The sequence below is a fragment of the Rhodopirellula bahusiensis genome (genome assembly GCF_002727185.1).
GTDB classification, from domain to species: domain Bacteria; phylum Planctomycetota; class Planctomycetia; order Pirellulales; family Pirellulaceae; genus Rhodopirellula; species Rhodopirellula bahusiensis.
Genome location: NZ_NIZW01000014.1, coordinates 166,206 through 191,308 on the forward strand (window position 1 = coordinate 166,206; position 25,103 = coordinate 191,308).

20 protein-coding genes are annotated in these 25,103 nt (G+C 54.3%); 9 read left to right on the forward strand and 11 right to left on the reverse strand.

Annotation, left to right across the window (positions count from 1 at the left end):
* Positions 1-20 precede the first annotated feature (20 nt).
* Together CEE69_RS18615 and CEE69_RS18620 are read right to left on the reverse strand one after the other, a co-directional pair.
* A complete protein-coding gene (locus CEE69_RS18615; protein ID WP_099262108.1) occupies positions 21-974 on the reverse strand; it encodes a universal stress protein in 954 nt (317 codons plus the stop codon).
* Positions 971-2,428 carry a sigma-54-dependent transcriptional regulator gene (locus CEE69_RS18620; RefSeq protein WP_099262109.1) on the reverse strand — a complete coding sequence of 486 codons (1,458 nt, stop codon included), beginning with the start codon at positions 2,426-2,428 and terminating at the stop codon, positions 971-973. The genes CEE69_RS18615 and CEE69_RS18620 overlap by 4 nt, the downstream gene beginning before the upstream one ends.
* A 484-nt stretch (positions 2,429-2,912) precedes the next feature.
* Here CEE69_RS18620 and CEE69_RS18630 point away from each other — a divergent pair, with 484 nt between their 5' ends.
* Positions 2,913-4,385 carry an ATP-binding protein gene (locus tag CEE69_RS18630; protein ID WP_099262111.1) on the forward strand — a complete coding sequence of 491 codons (1,473 nt, stop codon included), beginning with the start codon at positions 2,913-2,915 and terminating at the stop codon, positions 4,383-4,385.
* Positions 4,386-4,455: 70 nt separating this feature from the next.
* On the opposite strand, the gene CEE69_RS18635 is transcribed toward CEE69_RS18630, so the two are convergent.
* Complete coding sequence (locus CEE69_RS18635; protein ID WP_099262112.1) at positions 4,456-4,794, reverse strand: zinc ribbon domain-containing protein YjdM; 339 nt, start codon at positions 4,792-4,794, stop codon at positions 4,456-4,458.
* A 335-nt stretch (positions 4,795-5,129) separates the two neighbouring features.
* Between CEE69_RS18635 and CEE69_RS18640 the strand changes: the two genes are divergently transcribed.
* Positions 5,130-6,275, forward strand: coding sequence for a hypothetical protein (locus tag CEE69_RS18640; RefSeq protein ID WP_233215377.1), 1,146 nt, complete (start codon positions 5,130-5,132; stop codon positions 6,273-6,275).
* A 228-nt stretch (positions 6,276-6,503) separates the two neighbouring features.
* Here CEE69_RS18640 and CEE69_RS18645 read toward each other — a convergent pair whose 3' ends face one another.
* The 7 genes from CEE69_RS18645 to CEE69_RS18680 all read right to left on the reverse strand — a co-directional run bounded on the left by CEE69_RS18645 (position 6,504) and on the right by CEE69_RS18680 (position 13,455).
* Positions 6,504-6,641, reverse strand: a complete 138-nt coding sequence (locus CEE69_RS18645; RefSeq protein WP_143549285.1) for a chemotaxis protein CheB — start codon at positions 6,639-6,641, stop codon at positions 6,504-6,506.
* Positions 6,642-6,820: 179 nt separating this feature from the next.
* Positions 6,821-7,261 carry a response regulator gene (locus CEE69_RS18650; RefSeq protein WP_099262114.1) on the reverse strand — a complete coding sequence of 147 codons (441 nt, stop codon included), beginning with the start codon at positions 7,259-7,261 and terminating at the stop codon, positions 6,821-6,823.
* Complete coding sequence (locus tag CEE69_RS18655) at positions 7,215-8,894, reverse strand: sensor histidine kinase (protein WP_099262115.1); 1,680 nt, start codon at positions 8,892-8,894, stop codon at positions 7,215-7,217. Before CEE69_RS18655 ends, CEE69_RS18650 begins: the two co-directional genes overlap by 47 nt.
* Positions 8,895-9,384: 490 nt before the next feature.
* Positions 9,385-10,908 carry a mercuric reductase gene (locus CEE69_RS18660; RefSeq protein ID WP_099262116.1) on the reverse strand — a complete coding sequence of 508 codons (1,524 nt, stop codon included), beginning with the start codon at positions 10,906-10,908 and terminating at the stop codon, positions 9,385-9,387.
* Positions 10,909-10,970: 62 nt separating this feature from the next.
* A complete protein-coding gene (locus CEE69_RS18665) occupies positions 10,971-12,587 on the reverse strand; it encodes a VTT domain-containing protein (protein ID WP_099262117.1) in 1,617 nt (538 codons plus the stop codon).
* A gap of 9 nt (positions 12,588-12,596) precedes the next feature.
* Positions 12,597-13,067, reverse strand: coding sequence for a hypothetical protein (locus tag CEE69_RS33255; protein ID WP_233215378.1), 471 nt, complete (start codon positions 13,065-13,067; stop codon positions 12,597-12,599).
* Positions 13,068-13,083: 16 nt separating this feature from the next.
* Positions 13,084-13,455: an ADP-ribosylglycohydrolase gene (locus CEE69_RS18680; RefSeq protein ID WP_099262118.1), complete on the reverse strand. Its 372-nt coding sequence runs from the start codon at positions 13,453-13,455 to the stop codon at positions 13,084-13,086.
* 288 nt (positions 13,456-13,743) lie between these two features.
* On the opposite strand from CEE69_RS18680, the gene CEE69_RS18685 reads away from it, so the two are divergent.
* Together CEE69_RS18685 and CEE69_RS18690 are read left to right on the forward strand one after the other, a co-directional pair.
* Positions 13,744-14,223 carry a bacterioferritin gene (locus CEE69_RS18685; RefSeq protein WP_099262119.1) on the forward strand — a complete coding sequence of 160 codons (480 nt, stop codon included), beginning with the start codon at positions 13,744-13,746 and terminating at the stop codon, positions 14,221-14,223.
* A 62-nt stretch (positions 14,224-14,285) separates the two neighbouring features.
* The gene (locus tag CEE69_RS18690) at positions 14,286-15,458 is read left to right on the forward strand and encodes a DsrE family protein (protein WP_099262120.1); all 1,173 of its coding nucleotides are present in this window, start codon (positions 14,286-14,288) and stop codon (positions 15,456-15,458) included.
* Between the two features lie 38 nt (positions 15,459-15,496).
* Here CEE69_RS18690 and CEE69_RS18695 read toward each other — a convergent pair whose 3' ends face one another.
* Positions 15,497-16,375 (reverse strand): membrane or secreted protein, encoded by an 879-nt coding sequence (locus CEE69_RS18695; RefSeq protein WP_099262121.1) that lies wholly within the window; start codon positions 16,373-16,375, stop codon positions 15,497-15,499.
* A gap of 253 nt (positions 16,376-16,628) precedes the next feature.
* On the opposite strand from CEE69_RS18695, the gene CEE69_RS18700 reads away from it, so the two are divergent.
* From CEE69_RS18700 to CEE69_RS18720, 5 genes are all read left to right on the forward strand, one after another.
* Complete coding sequence (locus CEE69_RS18700) at positions 16,629-17,036, forward strand: hypothetical protein (RefSeq protein WP_233215379.1); 408 nt, start codon at positions 16,629-16,631, stop codon at positions 17,034-17,036.
* A 98-nt stretch (positions 17,037-17,134) separates the two neighbouring features.
* Positions 17,135-18,592, forward strand: a complete 1,458-nt coding sequence (locus CEE69_RS18705) for an efflux RND transporter periplasmic adaptor subunit (protein WP_233215380.1) — start codon at positions 17,135-17,137, stop codon at positions 18,590-18,592.
* Positions 18,589-21,747, forward strand: a complete 3,159-nt coding sequence (locus tag CEE69_RS18710; protein WP_099262124.1) for an efflux RND transporter permease subunit — start codon at positions 18,589-18,591, stop codon at positions 21,745-21,747. Before CEE69_RS18705 ends, CEE69_RS18710 begins: the two co-directional genes overlap by 4 nt.
* Positions 21,748-21,819: 72 nt before the next feature.
* Positions 21,820-22,425, forward strand: coding sequence for an RNA polymerase sigma factor (locus tag CEE69_RS18715; protein WP_099262125.1), 606 nt, complete (start codon positions 21,820-21,822; stop codon positions 22,423-22,425).
* Positions 22,422-25,019, forward strand: coding sequence for a serine/threonine-protein kinase (locus CEE69_RS18720; RefSeq protein ID WP_099262126.1), 2,598 nt, complete (start codon positions 22,422-22,424; stop codon positions 25,017-25,019). The genes CEE69_RS18715 and CEE69_RS18720 overlap by 4 nt, the downstream gene beginning before the upstream one ends.
* The last annotated feature ends 84 nt before the right edge of the window (positions 25,020-25,103 follow it).

Consider the following 25,103-nt stretch of genomic DNA (forward strand, 5'->3'; position numbering starts at 1 on the left):
AGGTTGTGACGAACTGCACGTCACGAATGCAAGTTTTTATTTGCGGTGGACGATCGAGTGATCGAGCGTGCAATCAGCACGGATTGGGATGCATGCCGGACGACGAAGCGGCTGACACTCCCCAGCATGACCCGTTCGATCATCGTGTCGTCCTGATCGCCAACGATGATCAAGTCGCAGTCGTGCGAATCGGCATAGTCGACAATGGTTTGACCGATGTGAGCCGACTCGACGAGCATCGGCCGCACATGAATGCCGAGAGACTCCAGTTTCGGCCGCGTCGATTCCATCAGCTTCCAAGCCGCTGAGCGGACCTCTTCCATGTAGGCCGAAATTTTCTTCAACAGATGCAGTTCGTATTCCGGATGAGTTTCCATCACATGCAGCAGGTGGACTTCACAACCAGGCTGCAACCGCAGCGTTTCAATCCATTCCGGCAATGAGGCATCCGAAGCAGCATTGCTGATCGCGACGACCACCCGTGTGAAAACACTCTCGGTCGCGTCCGGTGGGGTCTCGGGTGAACGATGAATCAAGCAAGTGCATGAAGCACGATTGGCGACGTAGTCCGAAGTGCTGCCCAGCATGATCCTCGCGATCGCAGAGTGGCCAACTGAACCAAGGACGATCCAGTCGGCACCTTGAGTCTCGGCCAGTTGCAGTAACTCTCGCCCAGGATGTCCTTGGGCGACGACCGTTTCGCAAGCCGAAAAACGGGAGCCAAGTTCATCGGCCAGTGCTTGCAGGCGTCTTTGTTCCGCTTCCATTCGTGAATCGAAGACTTCCTGCGGAATCCACGGCAAATCTGTGTCATCGACACGGTAGAGCGGCGGTTCCGAGACGACTGTTGCCAGTGAGACATTGCAAGATGGAGCAATGGATGACATCGCCAATGCTTCCAACGCATTGCGAGCCGGCGGTGATGGATCCACGCCAACCAGTGTTGTTAAGTTGCGAGATTGTTGTTCGCTCATAACACTTCTTCCGATGGCAAGTTCTGCTCGAAACGTTCCAGCAGGCGATAGAGCTTTCGGCGATGGATTCCCAAATGCCGAGCTGTCTTGGCTTTGTTTCCTCCAAGCTGCTCCAGAACCTTGAGCACGTGTGCTTTGACGAGGTCGTCGACTTTCAAATTGCTGTCGCCCAACGCCGGGTCTTGCTCGGCGTCGATCGACGTTCCATTCTCGCAATGATCGATTGCGACGGATTCGCCATTGAGATGCGAGGATTCGGAAAATTCAGGGGGCAATCGCATCGATGAAAGCGAGTCGTTCGCGTGAACAAGCTCACGTGGCAAATCATCCATCGTGATCACCTGCTGATCGGCCAGGATCGTGGCACGCTCGATGACGTTGATCAACTGCCGAACGTTGCCGGGCCAGTGGTAGTGAACCATGGTCTCGAGTGTTTCATCATCCAACGACCATCCACGAGGCAAGAAGTGTTGAAGCAGCAGTTCGATATCGCCTTTGCGTTCTCGAAGCGGAGGCAGATTGAGTGTCAGCACGTTGATCCGGTAGAAGAGATCTTCTCGAAACCGTCCCGCTTTGACTTCTTCGGTCAGATCACGATTGGTTGCAGCGATCAGTCTGACTTTGACTTTGCGTTCTCGATGGCACCCGATCCTGCGGAGCGAGCCGTCTTCTAGGACTCGCAGCAATTTCGGTTGCAGCTCCGGCGGCAGTTCTCCGACTTCGTCGATGAACAAGGTTCCACCATCAGCCACTTCGAACAGTCCGGGTTTATCGGCCGTCGCACCCGTGAACGAACCTTTTTGATGCCCGAACAGTTCGCTTTCGACCAATTGCTGAGGAAGCGCCGCGCAGTTGATCGTCACAAATGGCCGGTCCGATAGATCGCTTTGTTGTTGAACCGAGCGTGCCACCACCTCTTTGCCAGTTCCGCTCTCACCTTCAATCAGGACCGGCTTGCGAGTGGGAGCGACCTTTGAAATCATTCGAGAAAGGTCTTTCATGGCCACGGAATTGCCGACCAATTTGGGGGCAGGACGATTTCGAGTCACGATTGCTTTGAGCTGTTGGTTTTCCTTTTTGAGTTTCCCTCTTTGACTAGCCAATTGCACGCGATGTTCGAGATCGACCAAGGAGCAAGGCTTGGTCAGGAAATCGCAAGCTCCCATCTGCATTGCCTGAACGCAGGCTTCGATGGTTCCTTTCCCGGTCAAGAAAACAACCTCCACATCAAACGCTTCTTCCTGAACTCGTTGCATCAATTCGAGGCCATTCATCCCTGGCATGTCGATGTCGAACACAGCCACATCGAAATCTTCCCGGTCAAGGAAAGTCATCGCCTCGGCTCCACTCGCGGATGATCTCACCGTGTGCCCCAATCGCTCCATGAACTTCCCACAGCTGCGTCGGTAGTCATCTTCGTCATCGACAAGTAGCAATTTAATGGTCTGACTCATGATGGCTGCTGGTCGTCTGGAGGTGGATTCGGGATTGAGTTGCCGATGGTGTCTTCTGCGATCTTCGTTCCATCGTTTGATGGACGGGAAATCTAGGCAAAACTGCTTTTTGGCGTGCGAATTGGATCACCGTGCGTGCATTATCGCACAGTCGGAGGTGGCATCGTATCGATGGAGCAAAATGAAGCCGGAATTGTCTTGAGGCGGGGTTTCGCTGAAGTTCCGGTCGATTTCACCAAGCTTGCGATAACTAACTGCGTGCTGACCCAGATTCTATGACGTGAGATTGTCACGTTCTCAACGTGGCACATCATTCGCGAAACGTCGGGGTTTCCGGATGTCACGGTCGGCAAATCAATTGCGAGTCAATCAACTCGCTGCATGTTTCAAAAACGTTTGACTGCTTTGATCAAAAGTTTGTTCGTGTTTGCAAGACGCGACACTGACGTTCGCTTTTTCTCCTCTCTCGTCCTTCAAGACTCTCATGCAATTTTTTAACCACATCCTTGTCATTGAGGACGACCTCGATGCGGCCGAGTCTTTGTCCGACGTGTTATCAATCGAAGGATTCGAAGTCACGATCGTGGCGAGCGTTCATGAGGCGTTGGAAGTTCTCGGGAAAAAACGATTCGGGTTGATTCTGACCGACCGGCGTCTTCCAGACGGATTGATCGAGGATCGAGTGCAAGATCTGCTTGCCGCGAGCGCGAAAACTCCGGTGATTGTGGTGACGGGTTACAGCGATCTGCAGGCGGCCATCAAAGCCTTTCGGCAGGGGATTTCGGACTATGTTATCAAGCCAATCATTCCTGAAGATCTGATCCAAACCGTGCGTCGGATCCTTGATCGTCGTGTCCTAAAGCAGGAGCTGGTTAAGGAGCACGCCTTTGCTGAGCGACTTCAGTCCACCGCCGAAGCCATTATCCTGGTTTTGGATTTCAATGGCCAAGTCGTTCATTTCAACCGGTTCTTGACGGAGTTGACTGGTTGGACACAAGATGACCTCATAGGAGAGAACTGGTTTGAAAAATGTATCTTCACCGATGATCTTGATCGGCTCAGTCAGATCTTCGAGACCACCGCGAGACTGGAATCTTCGCGAGGTGTCACCAACCGGATTCGCTGTAAAAACGGCGAGGCTCGCGAATTCCGTTGGTCCAATTCCAAGTTGAATGATGACGAAGGTTGCCCGCAGTTTGTTTTGTCGATCGGCATTGATGTGTCGGACCTAGCGGAAGCCACACAACGTGCTGTTCGCGCCGAGCGTTTGGCAGCAATTGGGGAAACCGTCGCTGCACTAGCACATGAAAGCCGGAATGCGATTCAGCGAATCAAGGCGGCGTCCGAGGTCCTGGCAATGGACATTCGCAACGACTCGGATTCAGAAGAAGAATTGTCTGCCATTCAGCGAGCCGCCTCTGATCTAGCGACATTGCTGGAAAGTGTTCGGGCCTTTGCGGCGCCAATTCATACCAAGCTCGAACGTGTCGACTTGGAGTACATCTGGCAGCGAGCATGGAATGACTTGGAATCCAAATGGCGACTCCGCGATGCAAAGTTGATCGAAATGGCGTCCACGTGCGAGCATGAGGTCGAAGTCGATGTCTGCCGGATGGAACAAGTCTTCCGCAATTTGTTCACCAACGCTTTGGAGGCAACGGATGGATCCGTTCGAATCGAAATGGATTGCAGTTGTGACGAAAGACAAGTTCATGTTCGCATCAAGGACAACGGTCCCGGTTTGACCGAAGAGCAAGCGAACCACATGTTTGAGCCGTTCTACACCACGAAGCCCACCGGGACGGGGCTGGGGATGCCGATCTGCCAACGAATCATTGAAGCTCATGGAGGCACGATCATGGCAGAATCATTTGAGACCGGAACGAAAGTTTCGATCTGCGTTCCGCGAGAAAAGACGGCGTCGCTGATGGGGCTTCCTGAAGTTTCGCTGGCCTGATTTTTCCGCGAGTATCGCAGGAACGGCTGCTGCCTCAATCAAGCTTCGATTGACAACGCGAAACGCCGGTTCACGCTTTTCGGACGAATTCCGACTTCAGGCCCATCGCACCGATGCCGTCGATCTTGCAATCGATGTCGTGGTCGCCATCGACCAAGCGGATGTTCTTGACTTTGGTGCCCACTTTGACCGTCTGCCCGGCACCTTTGACTTTCAAGTCCTTGATGACAACCACCGTGTCGCCATTTTCGAGTGCGTTCCCGTTGGCGTCGCGAATGACGTTTGCTTCCGCCGCGGCCTCGGCCTCAGCTGGCGACCATTCATGCCCGCAGCTGGGACAAACCAAAAGGATGCCATCTTCATAGGTGAATTCGCCGGCACACTCGGGGCAATTTGGCAGGTCACTCATTCGAAAAAGTTAGTTTGATGGGATCGGATAGGATGAAACGCCATTATCGCAGGTTGAGCGGATGCGCGTAGTGGACGTTGCCTTTTGAATGCATTCTATCGTCTACCCTCTCCATTTCTTATGAGGGAGCACCAATAGCCCGATGGAACTTCCCGGGACCCAGTGGTGTCAGAAGAAGACGACTCTGCATGGAGGATGTCGTTGAAAAGTCCGCTTTATGATTGGCCTCGCAATTCATGAATGTTTCGTGTCCCGGTTGTCAGCGCACCCTCAAAGTCTCGGATCAGGCAGCAGGAAAGCGTCTGAGGTGCCCTCATTGCCAAACGCAATTTCGCTTGCCTTCCCCGAAGCCTGTTGTTGCGAGCCAACCTGTAGCGGCAAAAGCGGCCGTTCGTCCGGCGGCATCCACCCGAAAGCCCACGCGGCCCGCCGGTGCATCCTCGTCGCGGGCGGTGACTCGAACGCTACCTCAGCAACCCGCCACGGTGCGATCCTTCGCGGGGACGAATGGCGCGGGAGGTTCCGGGGTCGCTCGCCCAATCAATCGACACGGGAAGAAGAGCCAAAACGGCGTGTTGGCCTGGGTGAAGACGCATAAGTTTCATGTCGTGGTCGCTTCATTCGCCATTCTGAATCTCTGCCTCAGTTTGCTTGCACCGTGGCCGATGTTCATCGTCGGGATCTTTGAGGTCGTATTGGGAGCAATCGCGATTGGGCTGTTGTTCCTGCCTCGGTTGCATGTTCTGAAACGGGTTTTTGGCGAATTGGGCAGTACCTTCGTCAGTGCGGCCGCCGGTTTGGGAACGACAGGAGTGCTCTGCATTGCCGGGGTCGTGCTGCTTAAAGTAGGCATGCGACTCAATCGCAGCGGTGCGGCCGCGAATTTGGACTTCAGTGGATTGCAGGGTGGTGGCACCGCGGTGCTCATGCAGGTGGCATTCATTTTCCTGGTTGGGATCGTCATGATCTCACTGTGGTACTGGATCGGAATCGCGCGAGCCTTGGCCGTGACCTACGTCGCTCAAGCCGCTTTCATGGCAGTGATTGTTTTTGCCACTGTTCTATCGGCACCTCCCATTCCCAATGCCAGTTGGCACGAGCAGGACGTCTCCAATGAGTTCCCCAGTCCTGTTGGACCGCGCGGGCATGCTCATCCGCTTCCCTATGGTCACCCGGGGAATTTATCTACACCAGATGTGTTTCGTTCGGTCAATCCCTTCGGGGTGCCGGCGGAGGAAGCGGTTCGAGTTTTGATCGAATTCTCAGAAGGCCGGGACGCGGAATCCATGCGGTTCAAAATCGTTTCCGCACTGAAGGGTCGGCAATGGAGGGTACGTGCATTCGATGGCGAGCTCGTCGTTTGGATTCGGACGACTCAGTCTTTCGAAGAGGTGCAAGATGCAATGGAAAGCATCGAACAGATCGAAATATTGGACTCATCTGAATCTGACCGATCGTTCCGCGTTCGGAAAGCATCTTGAGGAAATTGTGTGTCCGACTTCTCAGACATTGAAAGCGTTTGGCAGACGAATTGTATGGAGCGACCGCTGAACGCAAGCTGATCTACATCGCGGTGGAGAGTTGCGTGTGCGCCATGTCGATGGCGCACCCCAGGAGCCCGCAATCCAATTCGAACGAGACGCAGTCGCATTTCTAACGTTGATCGTGGGAATTGGTATCATCGCGGAGAACGCGAAGACCAAAAATGATCACGATCGCACTTTTGCGATCCTCACCTTGTGGATCGCCATCTTGGTGTGACGAGCCAACCGTTCGTCCATCAGGCATTTGAAGTGAGGCGACAAGAGTTGGATGACGACAAATGACATTCCCGTATCGGGAGGCATGTGATCGAAGAATTCTTCAATGGGGCCCGACGCCGGCGGAAGCTCCAATGTCGATCACAAGCACTGGATTGTTGCTGGGGGTGCCCGTGATGTGTCTCAGTAGACGTGTTCAATTAGGAGTGCGACCAACGGAATGCTCCGGCATTCGTGTGTTGTTGGCGATTTCTGCTGACGTTGATCTATTTCTTCGGTAGCTTGACTACGTTGACCCAGAATTCCTGGACGCTTTGAATCACCTCAAAGAATTGGACAATGTCGACTGGTTTGACGATGTAATTGTTGGCGGCCAGCCCGTATGATTCGTGGATGTCACGTTCTTGACTGGACGTAGTTAAAACGACCACCGGAATCGCCTTGATCAGATCGTCGGATCGGATTTCTTTGAGAACCGTTCGACCGTCCATTCGAGGCATGTTGAGATCGAGAAGGATCAAATCGGGGCGAACTGCATCTTTGTACTCGCCCTCCTTGCGAAGGAATCGTAGCACCTCTTCACCGTCCCAAACATGATAGATGTTGTTGTGGATCTTACCTTGTTGCAATGCATCAATGGTTAGTTCTGCATCGGTTTCGCTATCTTCGGCCAGCAGGATGTCGATGGGTTTCTCTTGGTTTGGCATGTTGAGCTTCCTGAGCGGATGATTCGGTTTTGGTAGCGATAGGGAGGGAGACACGGAAGGTTGCGCCCTCGCCTTGTTCTGAAAGAAGCGAGATGGTTCCGTGGTGACGCTCCACGATTCGTTTGCAAAGGGCCAGGCCAATGCCAGTGCCCGGGATTTGTTCTCGACGATGCAAACGTTTGAACAACTCAAAGACTTGAGCGTGGTGACTTTTCGAAATTCCGATTCCTTGATCTGCGACAGTGATGTTGAGTCGAGATCCATCGGATCGGGAGTCAATGTTGATCTTGGCTGTTTGCCCTGCTTTGCGGAACTTGATGGCGTTGCTGATTAGGTTCTGAAACAGTTCGACTAAGAAACCTTCGTGACCGTGGACAGTACCGAGCTCTCCGATCTGGATCTCGGGTTCGGTTTCTTGGATCGTTTGCGAAAGATTCTGAAGTGCGGTTCGCACGCAGTCGTTGAGATCAATCTCTGCAAATTCCAGTTCGGATTGACCCACTCGCGAAAGCGTCAAAATATCGTCGATGAGCGTTTTCATTCGACCAACGCCCTCCACGATGTGCCTCAGGTAGCCTTGTCCTTTTTCGTCGAGCGAGTTGGTGTGCCGTTGCTGGAGAAGTTGACTGAATCCAGTGATCGCTCGCAGGGGTTCTTGAAGGTCGTGCGATGCTGCGAAGGCGAAGCGTTGGAGTTCCTGATTGCTTTCTTGAAGCTCGTGTTCATATTTCTTGCTGTCTTCAATGTTGAAGATGGTTCCTGCTGTTCGGATCGGGGTTCCGTCGTGATCAAACAGCGTGTGGGCATGCGTTCGAAACCATCTATAGCGATCTTTGTTGTCGAGCATGCGAAATTCCACGCTAAAAGGTTTGCGCGTTTGCTGCTGGTTCGCCAGCCTTTCTTCGAAAACCGCCATGTCATCGGCGTGAATTCGATCACGGCTGGCTTTTATGTTTTCGGGGAACGAATCCGTGTCATTCCCCGCGAACCCCAGCATTTCTCTGAATTTCGGTGCGTACTGGACCTCATCGGTTTGGCGATTCCAGTTCCAAATTCCGCCGCTTTGACCGAGCAGTTCGATGTAAACAACTTGGTTTTGTAGGTTCTTAATGTGTTGGCGGACGTTCAAGGTCGCCAGCGTGATCGCAGTGCCCAGACCGAGGACGACGTTGAGGATCATCAGCATCCGAGTGAGTCGTTCTAGGCGGCCAGCTTCAGCTCGATAGGCTCCATTGAGCGAATCGACAGCTGTTTGCAGTTCGTTCAAAGTGGGCGCATCATCAAAGCGAACTGCATCGTCGATTTCACGCGCGGACGCGTTATTGCTGGCCATTTCATGAACAATTTGCAGTTGATCGGAATACTCCGCGACCATGCGCCGAGTTTCCGGTAGTGGCCTGCCTTGGATGGGGCCCTGGTCAATCTGCTCCAATTCGAGAATCAGCCCAAACGCAGTTTCAGCGTTCTGGATCGCGTCTTCGTAGTACTGGGACTCGGTCGGACGAAGGACATAGTTTTTGAAGTTGTGAATGAGCCCGCCGTATCCAATTTCACGTTCCAGCCGTTCGGTCGTGTCAATCGCTCGTGCTGCATTCTCGTTGACGTGCTGGCGTTGTTGATCGGCCGAAATCATGAACCAACTGATGACGGTTACGGCAGCAATGCATAAGCCAATGCATAGAACGAGCGTGGAAGTACGCATTGAGATTTCTTTTGCGTGTTGTTTGTGCCGAACAGTGGCATTTTGCTGCTAATTGCGGGGAAACGCAAGGGATTGTTGCAGACGCGACAGCGGACATCGTTCGTGTACTTGGTTGCTTTCATGCCGGGGCATGATTCACCTGCACGCGATTCCTGATACAGATGCGCAAATTTCGCGCAATGCTAAAGCTGGCAACGTCCAGCGTGCCGACTTGTTTCGGCCGTTCCGATATCCACCTGGGCTTGGGGGCAAGGAAATTCCAACGAGAATGTCGCCAAATGGGCTGTTGATGGTTGGCTTTGCGTCAGGAGTCTATGCGGATTACGTATGTTTGGCGACCCTTGCAGTTGCGGTTGGCTGCAGCTTGGGGCCAGGTGCAGGGAGTTGGTCATCTCGTTTGGGAAAATCGCAGTGGGGCTGGTCAGCGACCGACGTTCCATCGCATCAATGCGTTCAACATGGTCTTGTTGAAAGAAGTCAGGCGAGTGCGGTTGTATTGATCGCCAAGCTTGCGGATCGCCTCGGCTTGTGTCGGATAAGGATGGATCGCGTTGGCGATCGCACCCAGCCCCACGTTGTTGTTCATTGCAATGGTGATTTCCGAGATCATGTCGCCGGCGTTTTTGGCGACGATCGTCGCGCCAATGATTTTGTCAGTGCCCTTTTTCGTGTGAATCCTGACGAATCCCTCTTCGTCGCCCTCGAGGATGGCCCGATCAACTTCGTCGAAGTGTTGGATGTACGTGTCGATATCGATGCCCGCGTCCTTGGCGTCTTGTTCGTACATGCCGACATGAGCAATCTCAGGGCTGGTGTAGGTTGCCCAAGGGATGATCAGGTCGCTTGCTTTCTTCTTCCCAAATGGCCCGATCGCGAAAAGCGAATTCTGAATCACAATCCGAGCCAAGAAGTCCGCCACGTGAGTGAATTGATACTTGGATGCAACGTCGCCCGCCGCGAAAATGTTGGGGTTGGTGGTTTGAAGGTTGTCGTTGACATCCACACCGTTCTTGTCAAATTTGACTCCAACGGCATCGAGGTTGAGCTTCTCCACGTTCGGTGCCCGTCCCACGGCGACGAGCAACTGATCGACCGGTTGGTCGTAGTGCTGGCCATGTGAGTCGACCGTCAAACGGATTCCACCATCGTTTTTGATTTCGAGATCGTGCCCACAACAAAGCAACTGAACACCATCCGCCAGCATCGCTTTTTGAACGATGTCAGCGGCTTCGCGATCTTCTTTGGGGAGAATTCCATGCTGGGACTCAATCAGGAAGACTTCCGATCCTAGCTGGGCAAACGATTGAGCCATCTCACAGCCAATCGGTCCGGCCCCAATGATTCCAATTCGTTTTGGAAGTTCGGTCAGCGAGAAAAAGGATTCGTTGGTTAGGTAGTCGACTTGGTCCAGACCCTTGATCGGTGGAGCGGCGGCGCGGGCTCCCGTTGCGATCACCGCTCTTTTGAATGGAAGGCGTGTTCCCGCGACATCGATTGTTTGCGAGTCCAGAAAGCTGGCCTGTCCGAAGTAGACGTCGACGCCGAGATCTTGGAAGCGTTTGGCAGAGTCATTGTGACTGATCTTCGCACGTAGCTCTCGCATGCGACTCATCACGCCATCGAAATCGACTTCAACACCATCGGGCACGTTGACCGAAAAGTCCGACGCGTTTTTGACGGTCGCTGCGACGCGCGCGGCGCTGATGACGCCCTTGGATGGAACACATCCGACGTTCAGGCAATCGCCTCCCATTAAGTCTCGTTCAATGATCGCGACCCGGGCGCCCAACCCGGCCGCTCCCGCTGCGGTGACCAAGCCAGCTGTTCCGGCTCCGATGACGACCAAATGATATGGTTGGTCGGGAGTTGGGTTTTTCCAGTTGGTTGGGTGGACGTTGGCTTCCAGTTGTTGGTTGTGTTCATCACGGGGAAGCAGAGCGTTCATGGGGGAGCCAGATCGGAGAGAAGAGCTTCGGAGTAGGAGCGTGGTCGTTTGATCGAGTCGATCTATCGAGGTTGTCGATTCAGGTTCGAGTTGAGTGACCAGTCGTATGGCAACCAGGTGATGGTCGGCGTTTGATCGGAATCGATGGAACGCTGCAACGGTTGTGAATAAGAGGCCGCGAAACGCGGGATGGATTCAGCCGCCTGCGTGAAGTCGTCGCCGTACCAGTCATAGAGTTTGGTCAAGCGGAGTTCGTTGTCGCCATTGAGATACTCAAACCAAGTGGCATGGTCATGGACAATCTGGGTTTGATCCTCCAGTTGTTCGTCCAGGCGATCTGCGTCGTAGGCTTCGCGTCTGAGCGGCGGGCATCCGACCGCGGCACACACCAATGCGAAGTGAATGCGTGGTTCTTTGAAGTGTGGTCGGATTTGTTCATGTTCGATCTGGTTGAGGCTCCATGTGTTGCCGCCGATGTTCCATCGAACGGCGTCCCAGCGATCGGCGGCGGGAATGTCTTTGATGGACTGGACGGGGTAGTGATCCAAGATCAATTTCAATGTCGATGCGTTGTAGCCATTGAGGAGCAAGGCAAGCTTTTCGTCGCGGCCGAGCTTGTCCCAAGGTGCGGAAGCAACGACGCTCAAGTACCGGTCAAGCTTTCCGGTGTCGTCTCGCAAGGCTTCGTAGTTCACCCAGCCGCCTTCTTGAACGTGCGACGCCAGTAGCTCGCTTAGCAACGAATGATCGATTGAGGGTCCGGCGGGATTGACGTCATGAGATTCGGTTGACTCGACCGCCGGTGGACCGAACCAGCCCGTCACTGTTTGTTTGATTCGTTCGGAGTTCATCGACACGTAGGTGGCGAACAAGACCGATGCCAAGGCGAGACCCGCCAGAGCGAACGTACGGCGGGTGTTAGGATCTTCAGTTGGTTTGGGCTCGTTCAGTGTCTCTGTATCGTCGCGCTGATCCTGGTCGACTTGTTCGTTCAGTTTGCGACTGGCCAAGCGAGTGACATAAATGGTGACCGCAATGGTTGCCAACAATCCGACGGCGAGCATCGCCCATTCCGCAGGTGTGCGTTCGCGGTCAGCACTGACCGCTGCTCCCGTGATGTGCCCCAAGTAGACGTACAGAAACGTGGCAGGCAGCATCGCCAGCCAACTGGTGAAAACGTATGGCCAGAAACGAATCGGAGTCAGGCCGTACAAGTAGTTTTGTAAGTTGAAAGGCAAAGCCGGTGACAATCGAAGCAGCCCAACGATCTTCCACCCGCCTTCTTCGATCGCTCGATCAATGGCGGCGAAGCGACGGTTGTCTTCGGCGAGCTTGGCAACTTTCTCTCGGGCCACATACCGAGAGATCAAAAACGCCAATGCGGCTCCCACGGTGGAACCAATTGAAACCACGATGGTTCCGACAGCCAATCCAAAAATGGCTCCCGCGGCAAGCGTCAAGATGGTGCCAGGCACAAACAGAATTGTCGCCACGATGTACAGCAGCACGAGAACGATTGGGCCCCACCAACCCAGGCCTCCGATCCATTCGTTCATTGCCGATGTGACAAGGTTGATCGGAAGCGTGCGGAAGATCACCAGCACCGCGATCAGGATTGCCGCGACGGATCCCCACCGGATGAACTGGTTGAGTTTCGCGATGGAGGTCTCGGTGGGCATGGTGTTGTCTCAATGGTGGACGTTGCGAAGGGCTCCCGAGCTAGAAGCAGTCAAGACGATGTACCGCACCATGAACGTCCGAGCGATTTTAACATCGTGGAGGGCATCGAAGTTGCCGTTCCAAATCACATCGCCTCGGTTGATCGCGATCCGATTCACGCCGACAATGCAGTTGAGAAGGACCCAATTTCGCGAGTCGGTTCGGCGGCCGGTGATAAGCTTCGGCGGAGGCTTGTTGGAATAGTGAACCCGCCGTCGCATCCGCCATTTGATTTCCAACTGAGCTCGGACTTCGGCGTTCAACATTGCTTTGAGGGCATGCCCGACGATGTGTTTTTCTTGCGGAGTCTCCAAGCCAGTTTTCTGAAACGTTTCTCGGATGGCCGGCTGGTCTATTGCGATGCCTTTGGTCGGCAAGATCGCTTTGCGTGATCGCTGCACACGAATGCGATCCAGGAACGTCGTGTAGATGCGATTCACAACCAGTGCAGAAAACCTATGATGTGGTGCGACGTCGCAAATCAACGTTGTCGTAAAGCTGCATGCCGACCGCGTGTGATGAAGTCAGAGGTTGAGCCACGGTGCCGCCAAACCGAGCTTCGGTCACATACACGGGGCGTCCATGGATCAGGCAAAACACGGAGCCGCATACTCGGGACTCGGTGTCCGGTTCGTCCACGTAGCCAAAGCAAAAGCCACCCGAGAAGCTCACGTTCCCGAAGTTCAGGCGTCGACCATCGCCGTCCTCGGCCAGAGCCACGCATTCTTTGCAGATGTACCAAGGGTAGCGAAGAAAGACGCGTTGTTTGGAACCACAAACAGGGCAATGGTGGTCGGGCAGTTCTTTCGCGGGCAGCTCTGATTTCATGTCACGATTTCTCTAAATTGGCGATTCAAAATGTGGAGGCGTCGGCGATCCGAATGATTGCAGATCAGCTAGTTGCTTTGGGATCATTTACGCAAGAAAGACTGGTTGACATATCGTGACATGGCGATACAATGATTTGTTGAGCCATCGAGGAAACTGGCCGGCAATGAAAATGACATCACTGACTGATGTTGGTTGATCAGAGGGCCGTTTGGCCATGTTAACTCAGCGAGCATCGCGTCCAACACGCATCAAAATTAGTTTTCCTGTGACCTTTGGAGAAGAGTGATGAGTAAGACACAAACGATTGAGAACTTGCAAAAAGCATTGGGCATGGAACTGACCGCGACGCACCAGTACCAGTTGCACGCCTGTGTGCTGGACGACTGGGGAATGGGGCTGTTGGCTTCCAAGATGCGTGAAGAATTGCATGAGGAATTGGGGCATTCGGAAGACTTCTTGAACCGAATCTTGTTCTTGAAAGGGAATCCCAACTTGACGATGCAGAAAACGCCTGTTCAGGCAAAGACTCTCAAAGAGATGTTCGAATCTGACTTGGCGGATGAGCAAGAAGCCATCGACTTCTACACCACCGCATCGATTCAAGCGAGCGAAGACCGAGACATCGGGACTCGCCAGTTGTTCGAACGCATTGCCGTGGACGAAGAAGGTCACGCTGGTTGGTTGGAATTGCAACTGGATCTGCTGGAACGAATGGGCGAACCCGCCTACATCGCGAAGCACATGCCCGCGAATTCAGACGAATAGGCTGCTGTTGGCTTTTGACTGAGATGTTTTTCCAGCACGAACTTTGAAATAGGAACGATTCAATGAACCGAATGATTGGCTTGATGACGTTTGGGTGTTTGTCGTTCCTAGTGAGCCTGCCAGGGTTCACGCAAGAGAATTCCAGCGATGCTCAGTCAGAAGTCCAGCGAGGGTCAGGCTTTGGCCGTGGGCCGCGAGCCGGACGTGGACCGGAAAGTGGTCGGGGCTTTGGTCGAGGCCGTGGGATGAGGAACGGCCAGCGACATGGGGTGGAAGAAAATGGAGCGGGAGGAAACGGGCCGACGGCCGAACAGGTTGGCCATGATGACCGGCACGATGCTGACCATGAAGTGTTTCAGTTCCTGCTTCAAAACCATGATGCGATTCGGCGAACGGTCAAAGAGTTGCCTGCCGGCGTCGAAACGGTGACCGAATCGGATGATCCGAAGATTGCCGAGGCGATTCAGGAGCACGTCGAGTGGATGGAATATCGGATCGAAGAGACCAATCCGATTCGCATGCGAGATCCGTTGTTTGCGGAGATCTTTCGTCACACTGACAAGATCAAAATGGTTCACGAGAACACCGACAAAGGTGTTCGTGTGACAGAAACCTCCGACGACGCCTACGTGGTGAAGTTGATTCAAGCTCACGCGAAAGCTGTTTCTGGTTTTGTCGAGCGGGGATTCGCCGAAGCCATGAAGAATCATCCGGTTCCCAAGAGGTCCAGCGACGCAGCGGGTGATGAAAAGCAAACGTTTGAAGCAACCACACCGGTGATCGAAGGTGTCGGAAAGGTCGTGAGACTGCCAAACGCGGTTCAACAACCGAAGGTTGGGGCGAAGTTGCTGGTGGATTTAACCAGCGGTGCCGAACCCGGCAAACTCAATCCCGGGCTGGAGAAAGTTGCGAAGTATCTGAACATCTACGCGGGTGCGGGTGAACTTCCGACGGAAGTTCAAATTGCGGTGGTCCTCCATGGTGGAGCGACGTTGACGGTACTGAACTCCGATGCCTACGTGGCGAAGTTTGGCACAGAGACCAACCCGAACCTGGAACTGATGCATCAATTGCACGAGGCCGGAGTGGATTTGTATGTGTGCGGCCAATCGTTGACTGCATCCGGAGCAAAACCGGATGAAGTGGTCGTGTTTGTCGACACGGCGGTTTCAGCTTTGACTGCCGTCGTCAACTTGCAGTCGGATGGCTTCGCCTACGTTCCCGTCAGCCGATGAGGGACGTGGTGTTTGACAAGTCTAGCGTTTAGGACGCTTCAATCCGTTTGCGTGGTGGGAATCGCTTTGATTTCGATGGGCTCGTGAGAAATCTGAACTTCGTCAATCCAAACTTCCGCCGCATGATCGGTGGCGGTGATTCCAACTTCCAAGGCATTGAGCAAGGAGTCCGATGCGGGCAAAGTTGCAATCTCTTCATCGATCAAAAGTTGATCGTTCTGCCAGATTTGCACTTGTCCATTTTTGTGATCCAAAACGAGGTGCACTGTTAAGAAGAACCACTCACCGATTGGTACTTCCACATTGGACTGACGCAGTTTGGGTTTCCAACCTGATTTAAGTTCATAGCCAAGATACTTTTGATCCCAAATCGTGATCCTTGGACCGGGGCTGTTGTACCGTCCACGTTCTTGGAAGTCGGCGATCGTGAATGGAACACCGGATTGAAGTTTGTATCTGCCTCGGAACCAAAGGTCGTCGCCTTCAACGAACCAGAGTTGATTGTTTTCCAACATGGACTTCGATGTCACCATCGATTCGGTTGGCGCGACCGCTGTGAATTTTGCGATCCCGTTCGCTGACTCGATCCGGTTGTCCAAAAAATCGCTTTCGCCCGAAAAGATCTTTCGACGCAGAGTGACGTAGGCTTCCAGCGACGGTGAGGCGGGCGAGAGAGTATCGATTGTTGTCCAGCGGTCTTCGCCAAACCAGTTTCGGAACTGAGGTTCCGAGAAGTCGTCGAAAAAGGAACGGTACATTTTGCCCGTTTCTTCTTGGTGTCGGACTAAGACAAAGTTCGAGGTTTGTTCCAGGATGTCGATGTCGGAAACCGTCGTCTTGGATGGCATCTTCGTCCATAAAGCGGATGCCACAACAACGCAGCAAATCGCAAAACCCAGATAGACCAGTCGGCTCATGAAATTGCTTTCGGTGCAAAGGAGGCTGCTGCCGCGTCATCTCGTTGTTGGTGCAAGCTCGCAATTGTCGATGGTGGGCGTGCCAATGGCGAGGAGCGAATTGACCAGCTCAAATTTGCCAATTGCTGGACATCGGACTGTTCGTTCATTTTGGGTTGGACTAAAATTAATCGCTATGTTTGCCAGTTTACCACACCCGAAATTTCAAAACCGCTTGAACGCGCGTGTTTGTTTGGCGTGGTTGGGATGCGTGATGTTGCTTCCGTTGCCGGTGCCGATGATGCACCGCCATGATTGCATCGAAGCTCCTCAGGCTTTGGAAAACCACTTGGGCCAGTTGCATTCCGAGTCGCAACTTCAGTGTCTCGAGCCGGACGAAGCCCATTGGCATTTGGTGCTTCCTTCACATCGTTGCGATGACGATGGAACCCACGATGGTTTACCGATTCCGCCCCGGGACTATGTCGGTTCGGCTGGTGAGTCGGGGGTAAGTTTGGTTTCGGTGGTGGAGCAATTGACCAGCCTTTCGTGGTTGCTGGTCTCCATTGATCATGAATCGACGTTGGCGTCGACGCGGTCAGTTTGCGACCCAAGGATCCCGATTGCATCCGCGTCATGGCAGCGCGACCGTTGCACGCTTTCTTGCGTGATGCGTTGTTGATTTTGGTTCTCGTTTGATTGTTTGCTCACGATCCTTGTTGTTCGTGAGCAACCCGAGAACCTTTCTATATTAACATCAACATGAAATCAAAATATTGGTTGAGCGCGCTCGTTGCGCTACTTGTCGTGGTCGCTGCTGCCTGGAATTTGAAGAACCGCGAATTGGGCACAAATCAGGTCGATGCTTCCGCAAGTGACGAAGCTGACCGCGAGGCATCGCCGACGATTGACTTCGACGACGCACAACGAATTTGTCTGAGCGATCGAAAGATCAACGTTGCAGGAATTCGTTGGGTAGAAGTTCAGCGTGGGACGCTCGTCGTCACACGGACTTTGCCGGCTCGATTCGCTTACGACGACACGCGTCACGTTTCATTGCGGACGCCAACAGACGGTGTGTTGGAATCCATCTTGGTCAAACCTGGAGATTCGGTTGATCGTGGGCAACCCGTCGCGGTGCTTCGCAGTCCGTCCATCGGAACGGCTCGAAACCAAATTTTGAGCGAAAAGGCGAAGTTGGACCTCGCCCAAGAAACCTATCGCTGGGAAGCCGACAGCCATGCTGGAGTCTCGGATCTGGCCAAACGGATTCGTGCCGGGGAAGCGATTGATGCGATCAAGCAATCATTGAAAGACAAAACGATCGGCGAATTTGGCGGGCAATTGCTGACGATGTACAGCAAATCAAACCTTGCCAACCAGCTTTCGCGTTCGGTTGGCGATCTTGGTGACAGCGGCGCGATCAGTGGTCGAGTCATTCAGGAACGGCAAAGTGATCGGCAGCAAAGCGAAGCGGCGCTCGAAGCGGCCATCGAACAATCGCTGTTCCAAACTCGGCAATCGATGATTCAAGCCGAAGCCAAGCGGAACGACGCGGAACGTCGACTGCGGATCGCGAAACAAACGCTTGGTACCTTGCTGGGGACACTGGCGGATTCGATGGGTGGATTGGATGTCTCACCCAATGAACTCGATGTTTCTCGGTTGACGATTCAGTCTCCACTGACAGGAACCATCGAAAGCAAGACGTTCTCGGCTTCGGAGCGAGTGGCGGCCCAGGACGAGTTGTTCGTGATCGCCGACACATCGAGCTTGTGGGTCGAAGCGGACATTCGCGGACGGGATTGGCAGTCCATTCATGTCAGCGAGGGGGACGTTGTGAGGGTGAGCACTCCCGCCATGAACATGCCTCCGCAGCCTGCCACGGTATACACCATCGGTCGACAAGTGGATCCGGCGTCGGGGGCGATTCCTTTGGTGGCAAAGATTGATAACTCCAAGTGGCACTTTCGACCGGGCTTGTTCGCTCGCATGGCGGTGCCAACGGAAACGCTGCACGACGTGATTCTTGTTGCTGGGTCCGCCGTGGTGGATCTGGATGGCCAGACGAGTGTATTCGTGGTCAGTGGAGACGGATTTGAATCGGTTTCCGTCGAGGTTGGGTCGCAGAGCGGCGGCATGGTCGAAATCCGAGAAGGTTTGACGGAGGGGCAGTTGGTCGTTGTCTCCGGTGCATTTGCTCTCAAGAGCGAACTGCTGCTGGAAGGAGAGGAGTGATCATGCTTCAAAGACTGATTGAGTTTTCGCTCCAGAATCGTTTTTTGGTCATCGTCGGCACTCTGTTGATGGCAGGTTTGGGGATCCGCAGCGCACTGTTGCTGCCGATTGACGCGGTTCCCGATTTGACCAACACGCAGGTCACGGTCATCACGTCGGCCGGATCGTTGCCGCCGGTCGAGGTCGAACGTCAAGTGACCTATCCAATCGAATGGTCGATGGGCGGACTGCCTGACGTCGACGAAGTTCGCAGCGTTTCTAAATTTGGATTGTCGGTCATCACGATCGTCTTCAACGAAGGAACCGATGTGTACTTCGCCAACCAACAAGTTGGTTCGAGGTTGTCGGCAGCCGCGGCAAGTTTGCCGGAAGGCTATGGCCCGCCTGAAGTTGGGCCGATGACCACCGCGTTGGGAGAGATCCTGCAGTTCGAAGTTCGTAGCGAATTAAAAACGCCGATGGAGCTGCGGACGTTGCTCGATTGGGAAATCGCACCGAAGTTGAAGGAAGTCAGCGGTGTGACCGAGATCAACGTGATGGGAGGTTTCTACAAAACGTTCGAGGTTCGGCCTGACCCAGATGGCTTGATGGATCAAGGTTTGACTCTGGAGGAACTTTATTCGCGAATCGAAGCGGCCAATGCGAACGCCGGTGGTGGCTATGTCATTCACCATGACGAGCAGCGATTCATTCGCGGGCAGGCATTGCTCACCAGCGTGGATGATCTGAAGAGCATCGTTTTGCGGCGGGGAGAAAACGGGTCGCCGTTGCTGTTGTCTGACGTCGCCGACGTCATCATCGAACCAATGTCGCGCCAGGGGGCGGTCAGTCGAGACGGCAGGGGCGAAGCGGTGACGGGAATGGTGATGATGCGCATCGGCAAGAACTCTCGCGAAGTCGTTGGACGCATCAAAGAACGGATTGCAGAGGTGCAGGCGACGCTTCCCGATGATGTGACCTTGGACGTGATTTATGACCGGGAAGATTTAATCAATCGGACGCTTCACACGGTGATGAAGAACTTGCTCGAAGGCGGGGCGTTGGTTGCCATCGTTTTGCTGATCACCTTGGGCAGTCTCCGAGCTGGAATCATCGTTGCGTTGGCCATTCCGCTGTCGATGTTGTTTGCGTCCAACATGATGTTGGCTATGGGGATCTCCGCGAGTTTGATGAGTTTGGGGGCGATTGACTTTGGATTGATCGTGGATTCCTCCGTCATTATGGTCGAAAACTGTGTTCGTCGACTATCACAAAGAGAATCCGGTGATGAGGAGGCATCCGGCGAAGCGGAGGCTGGCAGCTTGCCGAGGCATTCGCAATTGATAGGAAAAGCCAAGACGCGAATGGCGACGATCCGAGATGCCTGCATGGAAGTTCGCGGGCCAACAATGTTTGGTGAACTGATCATCGCGGTGGTCTATGTCCCCGTGCTGTTGCTCGAAGGAACCGAAGGAAAAATGTTTCGTCCGATGGCGATGACGGTCCTCTTGGCTCTTTTCGGCTCCTTCATTTTGTCGATGACGTTGATGCCCGCACTCGCGTCATTGGCACTTCCAAAGAATCCGCATGATCACGATCTGTGGCCGATTCGGATGTTGAAGAAGGTCTACTTGCCGTTGGTCGGTCGTGCGATCGAGTCGCCCGCAGTCACCGCATTGGTCGCCGCATTTGTTTTCGCGGTCAGTATTCCCGTGGCTCTGAACTTGGGGGCCGAGTTCATGCCGCGACTCAACGAAGGCGATCTGTTGGTCGAAGCGGTCCGGTTGCCCAGTGCATCGTTGGAAGGTGCCGAGATCATGGCACGGCAAGTCGAAACAGAATTGTTGAAGTTGCCGGAAGTCAAAACGGTGTTCACAAAAACCGGCCGACCTGAAATAGCCAATGATGTCATGGGGGTTCACCAAAGCGATGTGTGGGTGATGTTGAATCCGCCGGATACATGGCCGACGGCTAAATCGCGGGAAGAGCTGATCACGGAGATGGAAGCGATGCTTTCCGAGAGCGTTCCTGGCGTCGCCTTTGGATTCACGCAGCCCATTGAGATGCGTGTTGACGAGTTGGTTGCTGGAGTGAAGGCGGATGTGGCGGTGCTTTTGTATGGAGACGACCTGGAGACTCTTTCAACGAAAGCCAAGCAGATCGAACGTACGCTTCGCAGTGTCCCAGGATCAGCCGATGTGAAGGCCGACATTCAATCGACACTCGCGACGTTGACGATCGAACCTGACCGAGAAGCGTTGGCCAGGTATGGCATCGACGCTCAGCAAGTCATGGATGTGGTGGATGCATTGGGCGGCCGTCCGGTGGGCGAAGTGATTGACGGCCGAGCGAGATTCCCGATCCAGGTGCGTCTTCCGGAAAATTGGCGGAGCGATGTTGAGTTGCTCAAGCAGTTGCCCGTTGCTTTGGCAGGAGGAAAGCCGGTACCGATGTATGAGGTTGCCGGCATTCAGTTGGAACAAACGCCACCCACGGTGGAGCATGAGGACGGCCGCCGACGCACGTTTGTTTCAGCGAACGTGCGGGGACGCGATGTCGCTTCGTTTGTTACCGAAGCACAATCCATGGTGGCTCGCGATGTGACTTTGCCGCCAGGATACGAACTGCGGTGGGGAGGCGATTTTGAGAACCTTCAATCCGCCAGTCGTCGTTTGGCCATCATCACACCAATCATCTTGATTGTGATCTTCTTACTGCTCTTGACCTCCTTCAATTCCGCTTCGTTGGCCTCGCTGATCTTTTTGTGTGTGCCCATCGCCGCCAGTGGTGGCGTGTTCGCGTTGATGCTTCGTGACATGCCATTCAGCATTGCCGCGGGAGTGGGGTTCATCGCACTGTTTGGTGTGGCGGTCTTGAACGGATTGGTATGGGTGAGTGATGCCGAGCATCACCGCGTCGCTGGCACGGGGGCTCGGGAAGCGGCGCGAAGGGCAGCCGCCGATCGATTGCGTCCGGTGCTGATGACCGCGATGGTTGCCAGTTTGGGATTCCTGCCGATGGCCCTGTCCACCAGCGACGGTGCGGAATTGCAACGCCCACTCGCAACGGTCGTCATTGGTGGCCTGATCACCAGCACACTGCTAACTTGCGTTGTAATCCCCGCGATTTACCCTTGGTTTTCATCGGGACCGCCGCCGGCGTCGATTGATGATTGATCTTTCGATCGATTTTCCGTTTTCCTGTGTGACAAATCTCGAAACGCTGTGTTTGGCTGGTAGGAGAAAAGAATGTCGCAAGGTCCGGAAACACAAGCGTCGCTGATTGGCAAGCTGAATGAACAGGCTTCGGAAGAAGTTTGGACGGAGTTTGTCACGATCTATCGGCCGCTGGTGGTTCGGGTTGCCTTGGCGAAAGGATTGCAGCACGCGGACGCGGAAGATTTGACGCAAGACGTATTCGCGGCGGTGCGACGGTCGCTGACCAAGTTTGAATCGCGTGGCAGCGGTTCGTTTCGTGCTTGGTTGTTCCAAATTACTCGCAACTTGGTCGTCAATCATCTGACGCGTTCCAAGGGACCGGTCGGATCGGGTGACAGTCAGGTTCAACAGTGGTTGATGCAGCAACCCGAACGAGACAACGAAACGGCCACCTTGTTCGACCACGAACTGCGTCGTCAGCAATTCCAACTCGCCGCCGATCGTGTGCAACCGCATGTGGAACCCGCGACGTGGCAATCCTTTTGGATGACGGCCGTCGAGGGCAAATCCATCTCCTGCGTCGCGGAATCGCTCGGGAAGTCCGAGGGATCCGTGCGAATGGCAAAGTGCCGCGTGTTGGCTCGTTTGCAACAAGAAGCTCAAGCAATTTCTGGTCAGTGGGAGACGGAAGCATGATCGCACGCATTCGAGATGAGAAGCACGACGGTGGACTTCACTACGATCGAGAAACGCTCAACGACTACCTGCACGATCGCTTGGACGCGGACACGCACGAAGTCACGCAGCACATCGAGGTCTGCGAGCAATGTCAAGCTCACGTGGAGCGTTTGGTCACCGATCACGTGACGTGGGAGGAAGTCGGCGAGTTGCTTCGGGAGCCGATCGCGAACGGCGGCGAACACCGCTCGGACGACTTTGAATTCGAATCCGAAGCCAAGGATCGCTCGAGTTGGATCCAGTTCCTTCAGCCTTCCGAAGCCCCCGGATCCATCGGCCGTTTTGCACGCTATGAGATTCATCAAATCCTTGGCCGCGGCGGGATGGGAATCGTGATGGAAGCGACGGATACATCACTCGGCCGTCGCTGCGCGGTAAAGGTTCTCGCACCTGAGTTGGCCACGTCCGCCGCCGCCCGCAAACGTTTTTCGCGGGAAGCCAAAAGTGCCGCGGCGGTGGTTCATCCGCATGTGGTTCCGATTCAAACGGTCGACGAACACGAGGGACTGCCTTATTTAGTCATGCCGGTTGTGGATGGCCCGAGCCTGCAACAACGAGTCGATCGCGACGGGCCGTTGTCCTTGATCGAAACGGTACGCATCGCATCCCAGATCGCCGATGGTTTGGCGGCTGCACACGAGCAAGGTTTGGTGCATCGCGATATCAAACCCGCCAACGTGCTGCTCGAAAACGGCGTCGAGCGAGTTCAAATCACGGACTTTGGTTTGGCTCGAGCGGTGGACGACGCCAGCATGACTCGCAGTGGCGTGATCGCCGGAACGCCGCAGTACATGTCTCCCGAACAAGCCCATGGGGATTCGATCGATCATCGCAGCGATCTGTTTTCGCTGGGCAGCGTGATCCACTTCATGTTGTCCGGTCGCAGCCCGTTTCGAGCGGAAACGACGATGGGAGTTCTCAACCGAATTGGCAACGACCAACCAAGATCGCTTCGACAGATCAACCCGGATGTTCCCGAGTGGCTTGATGCGATTGTGGCGAGATTGCTGAGCAAAGATCCCGACCTTCGTTACCAAAGTTCGTCGGAGGTCGCTGAGTTGCTAACAGCTTGGCAAGCTCATTTGCTGGATCCGGCCAACGCCAAAGCACCTGAGTCCGCATCGCAAGCTAAGACGCTGGTAAGTGGATCCGGCATCGGCGGGCGTTTCAATGGCAAGCTGCCTTGGTTTCTTGCCGCCGGGATGTTTGGTTTCTTCGCTTGGGCGACGACCGTCATCATTCTGCAGACCGACCAGGGAACACTCCGGATTGAAAGCGCCGCAGACGCAAACGTGCCGATTGTGATTCGCAAAGGAGATGAGGTCGTCGAGGAATTGACGGTAACCAGCGACGGTGCATCCGTCGAAGTGAAGGCGGGCGAGTATGTGATTGAGATCGCTGGAGAAGCGGACGGGTTCGAGGTGTTGGACCAGTCCGTCGTCATTCAACGTGGTGAGACACAGGTGGCAAGGGTCGCGTTGCTTGCATCAGAAGCGTCTGATCGACCCAGCGTGATTGAACGGCGAATGGAAGGCCAGGAACCGCCCAAGATCTCGCCGTTCACTCGGATGGATTTTGAGGATGGAAAAGTCCTGGTGCGTTATGAGTCCAAGGACTATGAGTGGCTGGCAGTGGATCGGTTTCCGTGCAAATATTTGGGTCGGCAAACCCGGTCGCGCTACGGTCGCAAGTGGAAAAAACGATTGAGTGAGGACTTGGTTGAGGTGCTCTGGGGGATGAATCATTTTCCTGGAAACACAGTGCATCTTCTCCTGAAGGATCTCAAGACAGGTGAGGTCCGAACAATCAAAGATGCGAAAATGACCGAGGCAAATCGAAACGAACTGTATCGGGACAACGAGCACAATCAACCGGAGAATGACGGCGATGTTGAGTCAACCGACCCACTCGAAAATCGGTTCCCAATGCACTGGGGAGGAGGTCCTGCTGGGTACCAAGTGCTGGTTGATCGATCAGTCAAACACTCTGGTGAGTTCAGTGCGTCGTTGGAAAGCACCAGTCAATCGTGGCAGCCAAGTTTCGGGACGATCGTCCAAGCGATTCAAGCTACCGAGTACACCGGAAAGCGGATTCGTTTCAGCGGTTTCATCAAGACAGACAAGACGGAGGCTGCCGGCTTGTGGTTGCGAGTCGATTCTGCCGAGCGTGGGACAGTCGCGTTCGACAACATGCAGTCTCGCCGAATCGAGGGAACCAATGACTGGCAGGAAGTGCAAATCGTTTTGGACGTTCCCAAGGATGCTTCGGTGCTGACGTTTGGTGCGATTCTCTCCGGGGCTGGTCGCCTTTGGGTGGACGACTTATCGCTCGCGGTTGTTGATCAGGATGTTGAATCTACAAGACCACCGATGCAGGGGAGGAAACAGGAAATTCAAGTCGCTGAGGGGCTGTCTGAGAGCCCACTGAATCTTGATTTTGAGTTGGGGGTTGGTTTGGTTCTCATTCGACCTGGCAAGAAGAGTGTTTTCGAGCGATTGTCGGAGGTCTTTTCAGGAGAGGATGATTTTCGGGCAGGTTTTGAACCGATGTGATGTTGGGTTCAGTTGAGCGTCGGACCTGCGAGTCGCCCAGAACAAGGTAGAGAAATCAGTGGGATAGGCTTCCAGCCTTTCGTG

Bases quoted from the DNA above. Each gene is read 5' to 3' on its own strand.
- CEE69_RS18665 (WP_099262117.1), bottom strand. From the start codon at position 12,587: ATGCCCACCGAGACCTCCATCGCGAAACTCAACCAGTTCATCCGGTGG.
- CEE69_RS18695 (WP_099262121.1), bottom strand. From the start codon at position 16,375: ATGAGCCGACTGGTCTATCTGGGTTTTGCGATTTGCTGCGTTGTTGTG.
- CEE69_RS18680 (WP_099262118.1), bottom strand. From the start codon at position 13,455: ATGAAATCAGAGCTGCCCGCGAAAGAACTGCCCGACCACCATTGCCCT.
- CEE69_RS18630 (WP_099262111.1), top strand. From the start codon at position 2,913: ATGCAATTTTTTAACCACATCCTTGTCATTGAGGACGACCTCGATGCG.
- CEE69_RS18615 (WP_099262108.1), bottom strand. From the start codon at position 974: ATGAGCGAACAACAATCTCGCAACTTAACAACACTGGTTGGCGTGGAT.
- CEE69_RS18685 (WP_099262119.1), top strand. From the start codon at position 13,744: ATGAGTAAGACACAAACGATTGAGAACTTGCAAAAAGCATTGGGCATG.
- CEE69_RS18660 (WP_099262116.1), bottom strand. From the start codon at position 10,908: ATGAACGCTCTGCTTCCCCGTGATGAACACAACCAACAACTGGAAGCC.
- CEE69_RS18635 (WP_099262112.1), bottom strand. From the start codon at position 4,794: ATGAGTGACCTGCCAAATTGCCCCGAGTGTGCCGGCGAATTCACCTAT.
- CEE69_RS18655 (WP_099262115.1), bottom strand. From the start codon at position 8,894: ATGATTTCGGCCGATCAACAACGCCAGCACGTCAACGAGAATGCAGCA.
- CEE69_RS18715 (WP_099262125.1), top strand. From the start codon at position 21,820: ATGTCGCAAGGTCCGGAAACACAAGCGTCGCTGATTGGCAAGCTGAAT.
- CEE69_RS18650 (WP_099262114.1), bottom strand. From the start codon at position 7,261: ATGCCAAACCAAGAGAAACCCATCGACATCCTGCTGGCCGAAGATAGC.
- CEE69_RS18690 (WP_099262120.1), top strand. From the start codon at position 14,286: ATGAACCGAATGATTGGCTTGATGACGTTTGGGTGTTTGTCGTTCCTA.
- CEE69_RS18645 (WP_143549285.1), bottom strand. From the start codon at position 6,641: ATGCCTCCCGATACGGGAATGTCATTTGTCGTCATCCAACTCTTGTCG.
- CEE69_RS18720 (WP_099262126.1), top strand. From the start codon at position 22,422: ATGATCGCACGCATTCGAGATGAGAAGCACGACGGTGGACTTCACTAC.
- CEE69_RS18700 (WP_233215379.1), top strand. From the start codon at position 16,629: ATGTTGCTTCCGTTGCCGGTGCCGATGATGCACCGCCATGATTGCATC.
- CEE69_RS18620 (WP_099262109.1), bottom strand. From the start codon at position 2,428: ATGAGTCAGACCATTAAATTGCTACTTGTCGATGACGAAGATGACTAC.